This is a genomic window from Micromonospora sp. NPDC005172 (assembly GCF_040608555.1).
Classification (GTDB): domain Bacteria; phylum Actinomycetota; class Actinomycetes; order Mycobacteriales; family Micromonosporaceae; genus Micromonospora.
On the sequence record NZ_JBEXIL010000021.1, the window covers coordinates 26,070 to 43,343 of the forward strand.

The window sequence follows — 17,274 nt, forward strand, 5'->3', positions numbered from 1 at the left end:
CGCCTCCGGTTGTCCGCAGCGGGCCGGCGATTCACTGCCGTGGATTTTAGGGCAGCGGGCGACGCGAGGATGCCCCGTCTAGGTGACCAGGCGGCGTTCCCAGGCCCAGGCGGCGATCTCGACGCGGTTGCGGGCCGGAAGTTTCGTCTGGACGCTGGCCAGGTGGGTCTTGACCGTGCCGACGGCGATGAAGAGCTGGCTGGCGATCTCGGCGTTGGTCAGACCCCGGGCCACGAGCCGCACGACGTCGAGTTCCCGTGGGGACAGACCCGCGTCGTCGCGTGGCGCGGTGGGCGAGCTGAGGTGCTCCAGCAGTCGTACGGTGATGGACGGGCTGATCAGCGCGTCACCGGAGACGGCGGCGCGGACCGCCTCGACGAGCAGCGCCGGCCCGGAGTCCTTCAGGAGGAATCCGCAGGCGCCGTTGGAGAGCGCGGTGTGCACGTACTCGTCGAGGTCGAAGGTCGTGACCACGACCACCCGCACCGGGTCGGCGACGCCCGGCCCGGCGAGCAGGCGCAACGCCTCCAGGCCGTCGAGGCGGGGCATCCTGATGTCCAGCAGCACCACGTCCGGGCGCAGCCGCCGGACCATCTCGACGGCGGCGACCCCGTCGGCGGCCTCGCCGACCACCGCCATGTCCGGCTGCGCTCCGATGATCATGCTGAAGCCGGTCCGGACCATCGCCTGGTCATCCGCGATCAAGACCCGGATCATCGCGCCACGGCCGACCGCAGCGGGAACGCGGCGTCGAGCACCCAGCCGCCGGCGATGCCCGGTCCGGCGGTGATCGTGCCGCCGAGGGCGCGTACCCGCTCGGTGAGGCCGAGCAGGCCGAAACCGTGCCCCCGGGCGGGAGGCGTGCGTGGGCTCGCGCCGTCGTCGGCGACCCGGACCAGGAGCCAGTCCGGCGTACGACGCACGGACACGGCCACCGACCGGGCGTCCGGCGCGTGCTGACGGGCGTTGGTCAGCCCCTCCATCACCACCCGGTACGCCGAGGTCGACACCTCCACCGGCAGCTCATCGAGCGGACCGTCGACGTACAGCCGGGCCGGCGCGTCGGTCGTGCCGTTGTGGCCCTCCAACAGGGGCGCGAGGTCGGCCACGCCGGCCAACGGGGCCAGCGGCGCGTCCGGCGGGGCGTCCGGATTGCGGAGGACACCGACCATCCGTCGCATCGAGGCCATCGTCTCGGCGCCGGCCCGCTCGATCTGCTCCAGGGCCACGATCACCCGCTGCGGGTCCTGCTCGGCGACGAACCGGGCGCCCTGGGCCTGCACCACGATGCCGGTCACGTGGTGGGCGATGAAGTCGTGCAGGTCGCGGGCGAACTCGGCGCGCTGCTCGGCGCGCTGCTCGGCGCGTACCAGGGCGATGGCCCGCTCCCGCCCGGCGGCGACGACGCGCAGGTAGATTCCGACGGCGGCAGCGCCGACCGCGCCGAGCGCCTGGAGCAGCCCGAAGATCACGTAGACGAGGTCGGTGCCGGCGCGCAGCGGCTGCGCGGCGGCGGCGAGCGCGGCGACCACGGCCGCCCACGGTGCGAGCCGGGGGGAGCCCCACCGGGTCACCACGAACACCACCGCGATCATCCCGGCGGACTCGGCCAGCCCCCAGGTGCCGCCCAGCAGAATGAACCGGCTCGTGCTGAGCACCAGGAAGCCCAGAGTGACGGCGAGGGAGATGACGCCGAGCACGAGCGCCGCGATCGGCAACGACCGGGAACCCTGCCGGTGCACCGGCAGCCAGACCACCGTGGTCGCCGCCGCCATCCCCACCTGTAACAGGGCGCGCAGCGCTTCGGCCATGCCCATCCCGCTGTAGAGGCCGTACCGCAGGTCGAAGGCACAGAGCAGGGCCAGCGCCGCCAGGCCGGCGAGCTGACCCAGGCGTACCCACCAGGTTGAGAATGTCGGCGCGTTCATCGTGACCCAGCGTAGCCACGTGGGCGGCGCGGGCAGATCGGCCGAAAGGCAGACCCGACGCCGGTGTTCCCCGACCGCGGGCCGATGCGGCTCCCCTGCGGCGCGGGCGAGGCTTCCCCGGTCACGTCACAGCCACTGGAGGAACCCATGACAACCCACGCCTCGCCGCCGACCGGGCAGGCGGCCGTCGCGGCCGTCGACCTCGTGAAGGTGTACGGCAGCGGCGACACCGCCGTCCGCGCCCTGGACGGCGTCTCGGTCGGCTTCGGTCGGGCCGGGTTCACGGCGATCATGGGCTCCTCCGGGTCCGGCAAGTCGACGTTGATGCACTGCCTCGCCGGCCTGGACACGGCCACCTCCGGGCGGGTCCTGCTCGGCGGCACGGAGCTGACCGGCCAGTCCGACCGCACGCTGACCCGGGCACGCCGGGACCGGATCGGCTTCGTCTTCCAGTCGTTCAACCTGCTGCCGCAGCTCACCGCCGCGCAGAACATCACCCTGCCGCTGGACCTCGCCGGCCGGGAACCCGACCGTGAGCTGTTCGCGCACCTCGTCGACGTGCTGGGCCTCGGGCAGCGGCTCGGGCACCGGCCCAGCGAACTCTCCGGCGGCCAGCAACAGCGGGTGGCGCTGGCCCGGGCCCTGGTGTCGCGGCCCGAGGTCGTCTTCGCCGACGAGCCGACCGGCAACCTCGACTCCCGCTCCGGGGCGGAGGTGCTCGGCATCCTGCGCGACTCGGTACGCGACCTGGGCCAGACGGTCGTCATGGTCACCCACGATCCGGTCGCCGCCGCGTACGCCGACCGGGTGGTGCTGCTCGCCGACGGTCGGATCGCCGGCGACATCGCCGCGCCGGACCAGGGTGCGATCACCGAGGCGCTGCGCTCCCTGGCGGTGGCGGCATGAGGGCGACCGTGCTGCGTACCCAGGTGAGCGCCGCGGCCCGACGGCCGGGACGGCTGATCCTGACCGGCCTCGCGATCCTCGTCGCGTCGTTCGTCGTCTTCGGCACCGTGCTGGCGCAGGACATCACGGAACGGACCGCGCGGGACAACCTCAGCGGCACACCGGCCGGCACCGACCTGGTGATCGGTGACCCCGAGCAGCCGCCACTGGCCCTGACGGAGTTGCGCGACGTCCGTGCCGTGCCGGGCGTCGCCGAAGCGGTGGGTCGGGTGGCGATCGGTGTCTCCGTCGCCGGCGGGTACGTCAACCTCGAGGCCGACCCGGGCGTCGGCCCGCTGGCGACGGTCCGCCTCGTCCAGGGGCGCTACCCCGAGCGGCCCGGCGAGGTCGCGGTGAGCCCGCGTACCGTCGAGCGGCTGGGGCTGACGGTCGGCACGGTGACCACCGGGACGGGCGGCGACCTCAGCACCGGCGCCCCGCTCACCGTCACGGGTGTGGTCGACACTCCCGTCGACGGCGGCACCAACGCGTACGCCCCGGACGACGCCGTGATCGCGTGGGGTCACCTGAGCGGCGTCGAGCGGATCGACCTGCGGGCGGCGCCGGGCGCGGTGCAGGCGGTGCGCCAGCGGGTGAGCGCGGCGGTCCCGGCCGACCAGCCGGTCCGCTCGGGCGCCGAGGTACGCGACGCCGAGGCCGATGCCGCGGCCGAGCAGGTCGGGAAGCTGTTCGCGCTGGTCGGCATGTTCGTCGCGATCGCGGTGGCTGCCGCGGCCCTCGTGGTCACCTCGACGTTCCGCATCGTCTTCGCCCAGCGGATGCAGCACCTCGCCCTCCTGCGCGCGGTGGGTGCCGGCCGGAGCACGTTGGTGGGCGCGCTCACCGCCGAGGGCGCCCTCACCGGGTTGGTCGCCGGCGTCGTCGGGGTGGCCGCCGCCCTGGCCGTCGGGCAGGCTCTCCCACCCATTCTGCGCGCCTTCGGCGCGGTGGTGTCGTCGCCTGGCCTGCCGCTGGGGGCGGCGGTCGCGGTGGTGCTCGGCGCGGTCGTCCTCACCGTGGTGGCGGTGCTCGCTCCGGCGTTCTCCGCCGCCCGGGTCTCGCCGCTGGAGGCGTTGCGGGCGGCGAGTGTCACCGCCGGGCGGCGCGGCATCGGAGCGTCGCGTCTGGTGTCCGGGGCGCTGCTGATCATCGGTGCGCTGCTGGCCGGCGTGGCGGCGGTGCGTCGCATGCCGACGCCGGGGCAGGAGTCCTACGACCCGACCACGGGTCTGCTCCTGCTGGTCGCCTCGGGTGCGCTGGCGTTTCTCGCCCTGGTCGCCCTCGGGCCGTTGCTGGTGCGTCCGGTGCTGGCCGTGGCGGGCTGGCCGCTGCGCCAGCTCGGCGCGCTGGGTCGGCTGGCGGTCGGTGGGATCGGTGGGACCCCCCGACGGGCCTCCGCCGTGTCCGTCGTGGTGGCGCTCGGGGTGACGCTGATCTCCGGGGTGGTCATCGGCGGCGCGTCCATGCGGGTCGTCGCCGACCGGGACATGGCGCTCTCCGCGCCGGCCGACTACGAGGTCGCCGCGGAGGCGGGTACGACGCTGCCGGTGGCTGTCCTGGCGCGGGCGCGGGCGGAGAGTGGCGCGCTGACCCGGGTCGTGCCGTACCGGATGGTCAACGACGTCGCCCTGCTGCGCGGCGGAGAACGCCTCGGTGGGGCCGAGGCCGGATACTCGACCACCGACCTCGACCTGTCGGCGTTGCCGACCCTCGCCGACCTGGCCGTGGCCCAGGGCAGCCTCGCCGACCGTGGGCCAGGCCGCGTCGTGCTCGGCGACTGGGTCGCCCGCACCGCCGGCCTGCGCGCCGGCGACACGCTGACTCTCGGCCACGACCGGTCGACTGTCGACGTGCGGGTGGCGGCGATCCTGCCCGACCGTGGCCCCCTGTACGCGGGCATCCTCGCCGACCGCGCCGACCTCGACCGGATCGGCGGGCCGACGGCGTACACCGGTCTGCTGGCGGACGCGGCGCGTGCGGGCGAGGACGGTCGTACCGCCGGGGTGCGGGCGCTGCGGCAGGCGGTCGGGACCACCGCCGGGCTGCACATCAGCGTGCTCGCCGACGAGCGGGACCGCAACGACGCGGTGCTGAACGCCCTGGTCTGGATCACCGCCGGTCTGGTCAGCCTGACCGTGTTGATCGCCGTGGTCGGCGTGGGGTCGACGACCGCGCTCTCGGTCGTGGAGCGGGTACGCGAGTCCGGCCTGCTGCGCGCCGTCGGCCTGTCCCGGACCGGTCTGCGCGCGATGCTGACCGTCGAGTCCGGCCTCTACGGTGTGCTCGGGGCTACCTTCGGTCTGCTGCTCGGCGTCCCGTACGCCTGGTTGGCGGTACGGGCTCTGGGCCTCAACGCGCCGTTGTCGCTGCCGGTGCTGCCGCTGGTCGGGCTCTTCGCGGCGCTGGTCGGGCTGACCGCCCTGGCGGGGGTGCTGCCGGCTCGGCGGGCGTCCCGGGTCAGCCCGGTGACGGCGCTGGGCGTCGAGGGCTGAGCGGCGCTCTCCCTGGCTGGGCGGCGAGGTCTCGCACCCGACACCCCGCCGACCGGCTCCAATCCGACGGCCGATCGGTTTCCGCCACGCGGTCGTCACGAAAACGGGCGGCGACCCGTCACAGTCCCCGGATAGTCTGCCTCCGCGCGTCGTCGCCCCGGCACGTCGCGTCCCGCGCCTGGTCGGCGCGGCGATCGCCGCCACCGCCCACCATCCGCCGGATCAACCGACCTCAGGAGAGTTAGTGACACAGCAATCCGTCGCGACATCGGACAAACTCGACGCCGCGGTGCTCAAGGTGGCGGGTGTCGTCGTCCTTGGCGCGATCATGTCGATCCTCGACGTGACGGTGGTCAGCGTCGCGCTGCCCACGTTCCAGAATGAGTTCGACGCGTCCTACGCCCGGGTGGCCTGGACGATGACGGGCTACACGCTCGCCCTGGCCACGGTGATCCCGCTCAGCGGATGGGCGGCCGACCGGTTCGGGACGAAGCGCCTCTACATGGTGGCGCTCGCCCTGTTCACGATCGGGTCCGGGCTCTGCGCCACCGCGGACTCGATCGGCGAGCTGATCGGCTACCGCGTCCTGCAGGGCCTCGGCGGCGGCATGCTCATGCCGCTGGGTATGACGATCATGACCCGGGCGGCCGGGCCGCACCGGATCGGCCGGCTGATGGCGGTCCTCGGTATCCCGATGCTGCTCGGCCCGATCGGTGGCCCGATCCTCGGCGGCTGGCTGATCGACACGGCGAGCTGGCACTGGATCTTCCTGATCAACCTGCCGATCGGTGTCGTCGCCCTGATCTACGCGCAGATGGCGCTCCCCAAGGACGCTCCCGAGCCGTCGGAGTCCTTCGACTTCCTCGGCATGCTGATGCTCTCGCCGGGTCTCGCGCTCTTCCTCTACGGCGTCTCGTCGCTGCCGGAGGCGGGCACCTTCTCCGCGACCAAGGTCTGGGCTCCGATGCTGGTCGGCGGCGTGCTGGTGGTGGCGTTCGTGCTCTACTCCTTCAAGCCCCGGCACCCGCTGCTCGACCTGCGGCTGTTCCGCAACCGCAACCTGACCATCGCCGCGGCGACGCTGTTCGTGTTCATCATCGCGTTCATGGGCGCCGGCCTGCTGTTCCCGAGCTACTTCCTGCAGGTGCGCGGCGAGTCGACGTTGGCCGCCGGTCTGCTGATGGCTCCGCAGGGCATCGGCGCGATGATCACCATGCCGATCGCCGGTACGCTCGCCGACCGGGTGCCGATCGGTCGCACCGTTCCGTTCGCGTTGGCCCTGATCGTGATCGGGTTCTTCGGGTTCACCCAGGTCGACCCGCAGACGTCGTACTGGCTGCTCGGTGGGTCGCTGTTCGTGATGGGCCTCGGCATGGGCGGCACGATGATGCCCATCATGACGTCGGCGCTGCGGACGTTGCAGGCGCAGGAGGTCGCGCGCGGCTCGACGCTTGTCAACATCCTGCAACAGATCGGCGGCTCGGTCGGCGCCGCGGTGATGTCGGTGATCCTGACCAACGAGCTGAACGGCTCCCGCCCGATCCCCGGCCTGGTCGACGAGAGCGGCAAGCCGATCACCGAGGCCGGGCTGGCCATCGCCTCCCAGCAGCGGCCGGAGCTGCTCACGCAGATGCCGGTGGATCCGTCGATCATCGAACGGGGTCTCGACTTCGCCGCGAAGTCGTTCGCCCACACCTTCTGGGTGGCGTTCGCGCTGGTGCTGCTCACGTTCGTGCCGGCCGCCCTGCTGCCGCGCCGGCGTACGCCCGCGCAGCCGCTCGGCGACGAGCAGACCGACCTGCCCAAGACGCCCGTCGTCATCCACTGACCGACGCGCCCGCCGCGCTCGACGCCCGTCCGGTGTCGAGCGCGGCGGTGCGTTGATCAGCGCAGGGGACCGTCGCCAGCCCCGTCGGGGTCCTCGATCACGTGGACCGCTGCCTCCTCGGCGCTGGCGCCACCCGCGTCGATGCCGGCGTCCCACGCCACCGACTCGGCCTCGTCGTCCTCGCGGACGCCCTCGTCGTACTCGACGAGACGGCCCGCGCGCGGCTCGGCCTCGTACCCGCGACGGGTCAGCTCGTCCTCGTCGTCGCCACCCTCGGCGTACGGGTCGACGTCCGGCTCCTCCTGGGCGAGGTACTGGTCCAACGACTCGCCCGCCCGCTCCTCGGCGGGGGTGGTGCCGAACCGGTTCGCCGCCGTCCAGTGGTCCGCGGCGACGATGCCGGTGTCGAGGGGGTCGCCGACGCGGTTGTCGTCGAGGGTGTCCGAGGCGTCCAGCACGCCGTCGTCCTCGACCACGTTCCACTCGTCGACGGAATCCGTCTGGCTCACGGCAGTTTCTCCTTTGTCACAGCGCAGCGAAGCGCCAAGCCTATGACCGTGCAACGCCGCCGGCTCCCGAGGCCTGCCCGTTGTGACGAACCGACCTCGGGGGCGGCACGAGCGTCACCGCTTCAGCAGCTCCACCACGGCCTCGGTGAACTCCGTCGGCTGCTCGACGTGCCCGAAGTGCCCGCTGCGCTCCAGCACCACCAGGCGCGAGTCCTTGAGGCCCGCGTGCAGCTCCTCGGCGTAGCGGGGGCCGCAGATGAAGTCGTACGCGCCGACGATCACCACGGCCGGCGCGGCGATCTCACCGAGCCGGTCGCGCACGTCGAAGGGCGTCGGGTCCTGCGCGCGCGCCGGCGCCGCCCAGGCCCGCAGACCCGCCTGCAACGGGGCGAACTCGGCCCGCCGGGCCCAGAAGTCCGCGAAGTACACCGGCAGCGCCTCGCTGAGACCGGCGCTCAGCGACTCGTCGTCGAAGGCGGCCAGGGCCCGCTGGAGAGCGGCCGGCACGGCCGCCGCCTCCGGGTGCTCGGGGTGCCGCAGCGGGTACGCGGCGAGGCCCTTCATCGCCTCGGCCCAGAACTCGGCGCCGGTGACGGGCGAGGTGTCGTACAGGACGAGGCCGGCGACGCGGTCCGGCTGCTGCAAGGCGTACCGCTGGATGACGAAACCGCCGTACGAGTGCCCGAGCAGGTAGACCCGGGGCTCACCGAGATGTGTGACGACCGCGTCCAGGAAACGGACATAGGTGTCCATCCGGTAGTCGTCGCGGTTGTCGAGGCGGCCCGACGCGCCCGTGCCGACCGGCTCGACGTACACCATGGTGAAGTGCTCTTCGAGGCTCGGCGTCCGCAGGTAGGCCCATTCGATGCCGGGGCCGCCCGAATGCGCCACACACACCGGGCCGGTGCCGGCGACGTGGTAGACCTGCCGCACCCCGTCGACGGTGAACGTGTGGGCGCCCGGCGCGAGCGCGCCGACGTCGTGGCGGGTGGAACCCATGAAGTATCTCCCGATCCGTGGCCCGTGCGGCATGTGCCGCGACGGTGAGTGGTGGCTGACACGGACCAGATGCGCGGGTCGGGGAGAAAGTTCGCTCTGCTCGGGAACTTCCTCAGGCCCGCGCGGGAACGGGATGGAACAGGGTGAGCTGGCGCACTCTCCCGCCGCGTAGCACCTGCAACCACAGAGCCGTGGGCGGGCAGTGCTCCGGGTTGTCCGGCGGACTGATCAGGTCGGTCTCCCAGAGCAGCACGTCGCCGCTGGACACGACGGTGCGCAGCCGCTGCCGTACCCCGGCTTGCAGGTCGCTGGTCATGCCGTGGACCGCCAGGTCCCGGCCGCCGCGTGGGCCGCCCGGGACGATCATCTGGGCGTCGGGCCACCAGGTGTCGTCGACCACCCGGTCGAAGTCGCCGCGCATCGCCGTGGAGATCATGTCGCGGCCCTCGCGCCACCGGGCGTCGGCGGCCGCCCGGACGTCGGCGTGCGCGGCGGTCGCCGCCGTCCGCAGGCCGCCGGCGAGGGCCCGCCGGGCGTGGCTGAGGCGGCTGCGGACGGTGCCGACCGGCACGCCGCACACGGCCGCGATCTGCTCGTACGACGAAGCTTCGCTGAAGTAGCGCAGCAATGTGACCATGCGGTCCGGCTCGGACAACTCGCTGATGGCGTGCCACACCCAGTCGCGCAGCGCGCCGGAGTCCAGCGCCTCCTCCGGGGTGGGGCCGGTGGCGGGCCGGGCGAACCAGTCGGGGTCGGCGACCGGCACCGGACGCGGTCCACGCAGGGCCATCCGGGCGTTGTTGCGGACGATCGTGCGCAGCCACGGGCCGACGGCGGCCTGGTCGTGGACCTCCCCGATACGCCGCAGCGCGGTCACCATCGCGTCCTGCACGGCGTCCTCGGCGTCCGGTCCGTACCCGAGCAGGCTCACCGCCACCGCCCGCATGCCCGCCTCGTGCCGGGTCAGCAGCACGCCGAGCGCCGCCGCATCGCCCGCCCGCGCGAGCGCGACCAGGTCGGCGTCGTCCACCGTCATGACCGGTTCCTCCCCGAAACGCCAGTTCTGAACAGGTCTGCTCGCCCAAGGGTACGGCGGACCGGCGCGACCATCCCCGGGGCGGAGCGGTCCTTCTCCGCAGCCTGCGGGATGGGCGAGGGCGCAGGCGCGCGCCGGTCTGGACGACTGGGTCAGGATGGGGGCGTGGAGATCGAACCGGTCGACGGCGCACCCCGGCAGGCGTTCCGCTGGGCGCTCCTGCGTCAGCGCTGGGAGGACCTCACCTTCCTGCACTGGGCCGTCGCGCCGGAGGTCGTCGCGCCCCTGCTGCCCGCCGGCACCGCGCCGGACACCATCGGCGGGGTCAGCTACGTCGGGCTGATCGGCTTCCGGATGGTCGGGCTGGGCTTCGGCCGTGGCCCGGGCGTGCCGTACTTCGGCACCTTCGCCGAGACGAATGTCCGGCTCTACTCGGTGGACGACACCGGGCGGCGTGCCGTCGTGTTCCGCTCGCTCGACGCGTCCCGCCTGGTGCCGGTGCTCGTCGCGCGGGCGACGCTGCGTCTGCCGTACCTCTGGTCCTCGATGCGGTTGGACCGCGACGGTGACCGACTCACCTACCGGTGCCGGCGACGCTGGCCGGGGCCAGCGGGTACGACGAGCCGGATGGAGGTCCGGGTGGGGGAGCGCATCGCCGATCCCACCGGAGTCGAACACTTCCTCACCGCCCGCTGGGGGCTGCACACCCGGGCGTACGGTCGCACGCTGCATCTGCCCAACTGGCATCCCCGCTGGCCGTTGCACCGGGCGGAGCTGCTACGCCTGGACGACGAACTGGTCGCCGCCGCGGGCCTGCCGCCGCCGGTCGGGCCGCCGGTCAGCGTGCTCTACTCGCCCGGCGTCGGTGTGCGATTCGGGCCGCCCGTCGCGCTCCGGCGGCCCGGCTGAGTGACGCCGGGCCGCCGGTCGCTCAGTAGCGGCCGCCCTCGGGGGCGGGCAGGGCGTCGAGGTCGGCGAGCTCCTGCGCACCGAGCCGCACGTCACCGGCCGCGCAGTTGTCCACCAGGTACTTCGGTGTCTTGGTGCCGGGGATCGGGATGACCCGATCGCCCTGGGCCACGACCCACGCCAGCGCGACCTGCGCGGGGCTGACGCCGGCCCGCTCGGCGATCTCCCGGACCTGGCCGACGATGGCGAGGTTGGCGCGCAACGCCTCCTGCTGGAAGCGCGGCAGGCCACGTCGGAAGTCGTCCGCCGGCAGGTCGTCGAACGAGGCGAATCGTCCGGTGAGGAAACCCCGACCCAGTGGAGAGAAGGGCAGGAAGGCGATGCCCTGCTCGACGCAGTACGGCAGCACCTCGGCCAGCGGGTCCCGGGTCCACAACGACAGCTCGGACTGCACCGACGCCACCGGGTGCACCGCCTGGGCCCGCTCGATCTGGTTGACCGTCACCTCGGACAGGCCGATCTGTCGCGCCTTGCCGGCCGTGACGACCTCCGCCATCGCGCCCCAGGACTCCTCGATGGGCACCTCGGGGTCGACGCGGTGCAGTTGGTAGAGGTCGACGTGGTCGGTGCCGAGGCGACGCAGGCTCTCGTCGATCGCCGCGCGGATGTGCTCCGGCCGGCCGTTGTTGCCGATCTTCGGTGAGTTGCCGGGGCCACCGGTCGGGGAGGTCGCCACCAGGCCGACCTTCGTCGCCAGGACGGCCCGCTCCCGGTGGCCGTCGGCCAGCGCCCGCCCGACCAGTTCCTCGTTGGTGTACGGCCCGTACACATCGGACGTGTCGATAAGCGTGGCGCCCAGATCCAGCGCCTGTCGGATCACGGCGATCGAGGTGTCGTCGTCGCGAGGGCCGGTGATGTCGTATCCGTGGCTCATGCCCATGCACCCGAGGCCGATGACGCCGACCTCGGGTCCCGCACTGCCCAGCGTGGTGGTTCGCATGGGCACCACGCTACGTCCGCCGTCCGCGTTCCGCCTGCCGCCCGGCCTGGTGCCCACCGCGTACCGAGCACGCCGCCGGAGTGGGCGCGGGTGGTGCGAATCGGTCCAGCTTAGAATCGACAAAGCTCACTCTTTTGTGCGGCATGGGCTGGGCTACCACGAAGGGCGGTGTGTGGCATGGGACCGGACGAGCGACGACGGTTGTTCGAGCAGGCGCGGGAGCTCTCGACGCGACAGGAGACGTGGGCGGAGGCCGACCGGCTGTGGGTGCGGGTGGTCGAGGCGTACCGGGATGCCGTGCGCGGTCCGGGTGGGGTCCGCGAGGACCAGCAGCAGTTGGCCCGGGCGCTGTGGCGGCACAGCATGCTGCTCTCCGCGCGCGGCCGGGCCGCCGACGGGACGGCACCCGGCGGTGAGGCGGTGGTCGTCTTCGAGCGGGTGTACGACGCCGTGGCGGCCGAGGGCGGCAACGTGGCGGCCGCGCCCCGCGACGACGCCCTCGCCGAGCTGATCACCGCACTGGTGGACCTGGCCGAGGTCTCGTTCGCCGCCGGTCAGCCCGCCACCCGCCGGGACCTGTTGGAACGTGCCGTGACGGTGGGTCTGACCTCTGCCGGGTCGCCGCCGGAAGCGGGGCCGCGTACCCGGGAGGCGATGGGGACGGCGTACCACAACCAGGCGGTGGCACTGCTGCACCGGCACCTCACCCGGCCGTCGTCGGCGGAGGGCGCCAAGGAGGCGGCGCTGGCGGCGTCACGGGCCTGTGAGCTGCGCCAGGGGCTGCTGGACATGGCGCGCCCGCTGACGTTCTGGGAGTTGGCCAACACCTACGGCGTGTACGCCCAGTGCCTGGTTCTGATCGGCGACCTGGACCGGGCGGCCCTGGTGCTGTCGATGGGCAACCGCTTCGTGGAGACGTTGGGCCCGGCCGCGGCGGAGCCCGCCCAGAAGTTGCGGGTCGCGGCCGAGATGTTGGCTCGGGAGAAGGGTGGGTCGCAGGGTGCGGCTGGTTCGCGCCGCTGGGGCTGGCGTCGCTGAGCGGCGGTGATCCGGCCGCCTCGGCTTGCATGACATCGTCGACGATCGATACTGTGCGCGAAGGCGCCGCCCCGCCTCAGACCATCACCGTCGATCCGAAGCGGGTTCCGCATGCGCACACTGAGACTTGTCACGTCGCTGGCCGTCGCCGGCCTGCTCGCCGGCGCGGTGGCGACGATCGCCACGCCGGCCAGCGCGGCGACCGCCGCGTTCTCCGTGACCAACAGTTGGGGCAATGGCTATCAGGGCCAGGTCACCGTCACCAACGACACCTCCGCGCCGATCACCGGTTGGCGGGTCGAGTTCGACCTCCCGGCCTCCTCGAGCATCAGCCAGTCGTGGAACGCCCAGCAGGTGACCGCCGGCAGCCACTACACCTTCAGCAACGTGTCGTGGAACGGCACCCTCGGCGCGGGCGCGTCGACGTCGTTCGGCTTCCTCGTCAACGGCTCCGGCACCCCGGTCAACTGCACCGTCAACGGCAACGGCGTCTCCTGCTCCGGCGGAACGCCGCCCACCACGCCACCGCCGACCACTCCGCCACCGACGACCCCACCGCCGACCACTCCGCCACCCACGACCCCGCCACCGACCACCGGTACGCCGGTCGAGCGGCACGGGCAACTCCGGGTCTGCGGTACGACGATGTGCGACAGATCCGGCGCGCGGGTGCAGCTGCGCGGTGTCAGCAGCATGTGGCTCAACTGGGAGACCGCTCCGTACGCCGAGAACCTGTCCGCGCTGCGCTGGATGCGGGACAACTGGAACCTCCAGGTGATCCGCGCGGCGATGGGCGTCGAGCCGGCCGGGGCGTACCTGAGTGATCCGAACAAGGCGCGGGCGCAGGTCGAGACCGTCATCAACAACGCGGTCAACGCGGGCGTGTACGTGATCGTCGACTGGCACGCCCACGAGGCGCAGAACAGCCAGTCCCAGGCGGTGGCGTTCTTCGGTGACCTGGCACGCCGCTACGGTCACCTGCCCAACGTGATCTGGGAGACGTGGAACGAGCCGTTGCAGTTCAGCTGGTCCGGCGTCATCAAGCCGTACCACCAGGCGGTCGTGTCCGCGATCCGTGCCGCCGACCCGGACAACATCGTGGTCCTCGGAACGCCGACGTGGTCGCAGGACGTGGACGCGGCGGCGGCCAGCCCGGTCGCCGGCACCAACCTCATGTACACGCTGCACTTCTACTCGTGCACCCACGGCGCGTCGCTGCGGGCCAAGGGAGACGCGGCGATCCGGGCCGGCCTGGCGCTGTTCGTCACCGAGTGGGGCGCCAGCAACGCCGACGGTGGCCTCGACGGTCGCGCCTGCCTGCCGGAGGCGCAGTCCTGGATCGACTGGATGAGGGCCAACGGCATCTCCTGGACCGCCTGGAAGCTCGACGTCGGCACCGACACCACGAACCTGCTCAGCCCAGGGGCCCCCGTGACCGGCGGATGGAACAACTACCTGCACGGCCACGCGCCGTTCGTGGTCGCCAACATGCGGTGACCCGGCCCCGCGACTGAGCGGGTCGGGTCCCGATCAGGCACGGGCGGCCCGCGTCGGGGGACGGTCGTGTCGGTGAGCGGTATACCGCGGAGTCATAACTATGACTCCGCGGTATACCGCTCGTCGTCGTGCGCACCGGGCCGCGCTGCCGTCGGCCGGCGAGTCGCTGACGGAGCCCGCCCCACTGTCCGAAGATGATCAGGCCGTTCTCGTCCTGGAGTGACCACGAGGCGGAACGGCGCGTCACCTTAACGCGCCGGAAACACCCTCGCTATCAAGCCTGGGAACGCTCGTCGGACAGTCGAGACCACCGACACGCGAACCGGGGTGACCATGGTCGACAACACCACGAACGCGGCGACGTTCGACGGACCGGTGGACCGGTCCGGCAACGGCCGGGCCGTGCCGACGTCCCGTCCCGCTCCGACCGCACCGGCGTACGACGACGACCCGGCTGACCTCGCCACGATCGGCGTCGAGGAGGAGTTCCACGTCGTCGACCTGCACACCCGGGAGCTGGTGCCCCGGGCCGGGGAACTGCTCGACCGGCTGCCGGCCACGTCGTTCACCGCCGAGCTGCATCGCAGCGTCGTGGAGACCAATACCGCCGTCTGTCGGACCCTGGACGAGATCCGCGCCGAGCTGACCCGGCTGCGTCAGTCGGCGGTCCAGGTCGCCGACCGGGCCGGGCTGGGCATCGTGGCGGCCGGTACGGTCCCGCTGCGCGCCGACGGCGACCCGAGCGTCACACCCACCTCGCGCTACCGGCGCATGGTCGACGAGTACCAGTTGCTCGCCCGGGAGCAGTTGATCTGCGGCGCGCAGGTGCACATCGGCGTCTCCGACCGGGACCTGGCGGTGGCCGTCACCCGTCGCGTCCAGCCGTGGCTGCCGGTGCTGCTCGCCCTCTCCACCAGCTCGCCGTACTGGATGGGCCAGGACAGCGGCTACGCCAGCGTCCGCTCACTGGTCTGGCAGCGCTGGCCCACGGCCGGTGACCCGGGCGAGGTGACCAGCGCGGCCGACCACGAGGCCCTGGTCGCCGAGCTGATCTCGTCCGAGACCATCACCGACCCCGCCATGATCTACTTCGACGTCCGGCCGTCGGCGCACGTGCCGACCGTCGAGCTGCGCATCACCGACGCCAACGCCGACGTCGAGACGATCGTCCTGCTCACCGGGCTGTTTCGCGCACTCGTGCGGCGGGAGGTCGCCGCCCTGCGCGCCGGGGTCGAACGCACCGCCGTCCGCCCGCCGGTGCTGCGCGCCGCCGTGTGGCGGGCCGCCCGCTCCGGGCTCGAAGGCGACCTGCTCGACCTGCCCCGCTCGGCCCGCCCGGTGCCGGCCACCCAGGCGGTCCGCCGCCTCGTGACCGACCTGCGCCCGCAGTTGGAGGCGACCGGCGACTGGGAACAGGTCAGCGAGCTGACCCGGTACGCGCTGGAGCGTGGCAGCTCCGCCGCACGGCAGCGGCGGGCGTTCGAGCGGCGCGGCCGGCTGGCCGACGTCGTCGACCTGCTGCTCGACGAGACCCGGGGCCGGGTGCGCCCGTCCCTGCCCGGCTCGTCGACACCGCCCGCGCTGCCCACGTACGCTGATGCCGGCGACGAGGTCTTCGGCCCGGCCGGGCCGGCGCCCGCGTACCGTCCGCTCCTCGCCGCCCTGCGTACCCTCGGCGCCGCCGGCCTGCGTCAACGCGAGCACGACCGGGACGAGGAGCAGCGCGCCCGGGGCGTGACGTTCAGCGTGGCCGGCGAGGCCAGCACCCGGCTCTTCCCGGTCGACCTGGTGCCCCGGGTCGTGCCCGCCGACGACTGGCGGACGCTGCGTGCCGGCCTGGTGCAACGCGCCCGCGCGCTCGACGCGTTCCTGCGCGACGTGTACGCCGACCGGGCGGTGGTGGCCGACGGGGTCGTGCCGGCCTGGGTGGTGGAGTCCTCGCCGGGGCTGCGCCCGACCGGCGCGCTGATGGGTCGGCACAGCACCCGCGCCCAGGTGTCCGGAACCGATCTCGTCCGCGATCCCGACGGCGGCTGGTACGTGCTGGAGGACAACCTGCGGGTGCCCTCGGGCATCGGGTACGCCGTGCAGAACCGGCGGCTCACCCAGGCGGTGCTGCCCGAGCTGCCGGTGCCCGACGACCTGCTGCCCGCCGACGAGACGCCGGCGATGCTGCGCCGGGCGCTCGTCGCCGCCGCGCCGGCCGCTGCCGACGATCCCGCCGTGGTGGTGCTCAGCAGCGGCCCGGGTGACCCGGCCTGGTTCGAGCACCGGCTGCTCGCCGACGAGATGGGTGTGCCCCTGACCGAGAGCAACGACCTGCTCGTCGAGGACGGCCGCGTCCACGTGGTCTCGGAGGGGCACCGCAGCCCGGTGGACGTGATCTACCTGCGGATGGACGAGGAGGCGTTGCTGCACGCCCCGGGTGCGGACGGCGTGCCCCTGGGCTGGCCGCTGCTCGCGGCGGTGCACGCCGGGCGGCTCACGCTGGCCAACGCGCTCGGCAACGGCGTCGGCGACGACAAGGCGCTGTACGCGTACGTGCCCAAGCTCATCGAGTACTACCTCGGGGAGAAGGCGCTGCTCGGGGACGTGTCGACCTACCTGTGCGGGCTGCCCGAGCAGCGCGCCGAGGTGCTGGGCCGGCTCGACGAGCTGGTGCTCAAGCCGGTCGACGGGTACGGCGGTGACCGCGTGGTGATCGGCCCGCGCGCCGAGGCGGAGGAGTTGGACGCCGTCCGGGAGCAGATCCTCGCCGCCCCGCACCGGTGGATCGCCCAGGAAATGGTCACGCTCACCACCCACCCGGTCTTCGACGGCACGGCTCTCGCGCCCCGCCACGTTGACCTGCGGGCATTCGTGTTCCTCGGCGAGACTGCGGAGGTGGCGCCGGTGGCGCTGACCCGGGTCGCGCCGGCCGGCAGCATGATCGTCAACTCTTCGCGGGGAGGTGGGTCGAAGGACACCTGGCTGCTCGGCGGAGCCGGGCAACCCTCGGTGTAACCCACGCTTGACGCAGATGTCATCGGGACGCAACCCGGTCCGCCAAGCCTGGACCGGTCAGCGGCCCGAGCGGACCGAGCCGATGAGAGG

13 protein-coding genes are annotated in these 17,274 nt (G+C 73.0%); 7 read left to right on the plus strand and 6 right to left on the minus strand.

All coding sequences use genetic code 11. The annotated features are described in order from the left end of the window. Window positions 1-78 precede the first annotated feature (78 nt). On the minus strand, window positions 79-717 hold the full coding sequence (locus ABZV06_RS16710) for a response regulator transcription factor (protein WP_355622246.1): 639 nt from the start codon (window positions 715-717) through the stop codon (window positions 79-81). After that, the gene (locus tag ABZV06_RS16715; RefSeq protein WP_355622249.1) at window positions 714-1,928 is read right to left on the minus strand and encodes a histidine kinase; all 1,215 of its coding nucleotides are present in this window, start codon (window positions 1,926-1,928) and stop codon (window positions 714-716) included. Before ABZV06_RS16715 ends, ABZV06_RS16710 begins: the two co-directional genes overlap by 4 nt. A gap of 147 nt (window positions 1,929-2,075) precedes the next feature. Here ABZV06_RS16715 and ABZV06_RS16720 point away from each other — a divergent pair, with 147 nt between their 5' ends. From ABZV06_RS16720 to ABZV06_RS16730, 3 genes are all read left to right on the plus strand, one after another. Beyond that, window positions 2,076-2,834, plus strand: a complete 759-nt coding sequence (locus ABZV06_RS16720) for an ABC transporter ATP-binding protein (protein WP_355243480.1) — start codon at window positions 2,076-2,078, stop codon at window positions 2,832-2,834. Next, entirely contained in the window at window positions 2,831-5,365 is a 2,535-nt protein-coding gene (locus ABZV06_RS16725) for an FtsX-like permease family protein (protein WP_355622252.1), read from the plus strand. The genes ABZV06_RS16720 and ABZV06_RS16725 overlap by 4 nt, the downstream gene beginning before the upstream one ends. Before the next feature lie 244 nt (window positions 5,366-5,609). After that, window positions 5,610-7,193, plus strand: a complete 1,584-nt coding sequence (locus tag ABZV06_RS16730) for a DHA2 family efflux MFS transporter permease subunit (protein ID WP_355622255.1) — start codon at window positions 5,610-5,612, stop codon at window positions 7,191-7,193. Between the two features lie 56 nt (window positions 7,194-7,249). Here the strand turns inward: ABZV06_RS16730 and ABZV06_RS16735 are convergent, their stop codons facing one another. The 3 genes from ABZV06_RS16735 to ABZV06_RS16745 all read right to left on the minus strand — a co-directional run bounded on the left by ABZV06_RS16735 (window position 7,250) and on the right by ABZV06_RS16745 (window position 9,737). Beyond that, entirely contained in the window at window positions 7,250-7,702 is a 453-nt protein-coding gene (locus ABZV06_RS16735; protein WP_355243471.1) for a DUF5709 domain-containing protein, read from the minus strand. A gap of 114 nt (window positions 7,703-7,816) precedes the next feature. Continuing rightward, the gene (locus tag ABZV06_RS16740; protein WP_355622258.1) at window positions 7,817-8,701 is read right to left on the minus strand and encodes an alpha/beta hydrolase; all 885 of its coding nucleotides are present in this window, start codon (window positions 8,699-8,701) and stop codon (window positions 7,817-7,819) included. A gap of 112 nt (window positions 8,702-8,813) precedes the next feature. Next, window positions 8,814-9,737, minus strand: a complete 924-nt coding sequence (locus ABZV06_RS16745) for a sigma-70 family RNA polymerase sigma factor (protein WP_355243465.1) — start codon at window positions 9,735-9,737, stop codon at window positions 8,814-8,816. 165 nt (window positions 9,738-9,902) lie between these two features. On the opposite strand from ABZV06_RS16745, the gene ABZV06_RS16750 reads away from it, so the two are divergent. After that, window positions 9,903-10,646: a DUF2071 domain-containing protein gene (locus tag ABZV06_RS16750; RefSeq protein ID WP_355243462.1), complete on the plus strand. Its 744-nt coding sequence runs from the start codon at window positions 9,903-9,905 to the stop codon at window positions 10,644-10,646. 22 nt (window positions 10,647-10,668) lie between these two features. Here ABZV06_RS16750 and ABZV06_RS16755 read toward each other — a convergent pair whose 3' ends face one another. After that, entirely contained in the window at window positions 10,669-11,646 is a 978-nt protein-coding gene (locus ABZV06_RS16755) for an aldo/keto reductase (protein ID WP_355622261.1), read from the minus strand. A 177-nt stretch (window positions 11,647-11,823) separates the two neighbouring features. On the opposite strand from ABZV06_RS16755, the gene ABZV06_RS16760 reads away from it, so the two are divergent. The 3 genes from ABZV06_RS16760 (at window position 11,824) to ABZV06_RS16770 (ending at window position 17,184) form a co-directional block, all read left to right on the plus strand. Next, window positions 11,824-12,684, plus strand: a complete 861-nt coding sequence (locus ABZV06_RS16760) for a hypothetical protein (RefSeq protein ID WP_355243456.1) — start codon at window positions 11,824-11,826, stop codon at window positions 12,682-12,684. 111 nt (window positions 12,685-12,795) lie between these two features. Next, the gene (locus ABZV06_RS16765) at window positions 12,796-14,181 is read left to right on the plus strand and encodes a cellulase family glycosylhydrolase (RefSeq protein WP_355622264.1); all 1,386 of its coding nucleotides are present in this window, start codon (window positions 12,796-12,798) and stop codon (window positions 14,179-14,181) included. Window positions 14,182-14,514: 333 nt separating this feature from the next. Further along, window positions 14,515-17,184 (plus strand): carboxylate--amine ligase/circularly permuted type 2 ATP-grasp protein, encoded by a 2,670-nt coding sequence (locus ABZV06_RS16770; protein WP_355243451.1) that lies wholly within the window; start codon window positions 14,515-14,517, stop codon window positions 17,182-17,184. Window positions 17,185-17,274: the final 90 nt, after the last annotated feature.

What these genes read in the sequence shown, in the direction of transcription:
- ABZV06_RS16725 (WP_355622252.1), top strand. Translation starts at nt 2,831, where the DNA reads ATGAGGGCGACCGTGCTGCGTACCCAGGTGAGCGCCGCGGCCCGACGG.
- ABZV06_RS16755 (WP_355622261.1), bottom strand. Translation starts at nt 11,646, where the DNA reads ATGCGAACCACCACGCTGGGCAGTGCGGGACCCGAGGTCGGCGTCATC.
- ABZV06_RS16765 (WP_355622264.1), top strand. Translation starts at nt 12,796, where the DNA reads ATGCGCACACTGAGACTTGTCACGTCGCTGGCCGTCGCCGGCCTGCTC.
- ABZV06_RS16715 (WP_355622249.1), bottom strand. Translation starts at nt 1,928, where the DNA reads ATGAACGCGCCGACATTCTCAACCTGGTGGGTACGCCTGGGTCAGCTC.
- ABZV06_RS16740 (WP_355622258.1), bottom strand. Translation starts at nt 8,701, where the DNA reads ATGGGTTCCACCCGCCACGACGTCGGCGCGCTCGCGCCGGGCGCCCAC.
- ABZV06_RS16760 (WP_355243456.1), top strand. Translation starts at nt 11,824, where the DNA reads ATGGGACCGGACGAGCGACGACGGTTGTTCGAGCAGGCGCGGGAGCTC.
- ABZV06_RS16770 (WP_355243451.1), top strand. Translation starts at nt 14,515, where the DNA reads ATGGTCGACAACACCACGAACGCGGCGACGTTCGACGGACCGGTGGAC.
- ABZV06_RS16745 (WP_355243465.1), bottom strand. Translation starts at nt 9,737, where the DNA reads ATGACGGTGGACGACGCCGACCTGGTCGCGCTCGCGCGGGCGGGCGAT.
- ABZV06_RS16710 (WP_355622246.1), bottom strand. Translation starts at nt 717, where the DNA reads ATGATCCGGGTCTTGATCGCGGATGACCAGGCGATGGTCCGGACCGGC.
- ABZV06_RS16720 (WP_355243480.1), top strand. Translation starts at nt 2,076, where the DNA reads ATGACAACCCACGCCTCGCCGCCGACCGGGCAGGCGGCCGTCGCGGCC.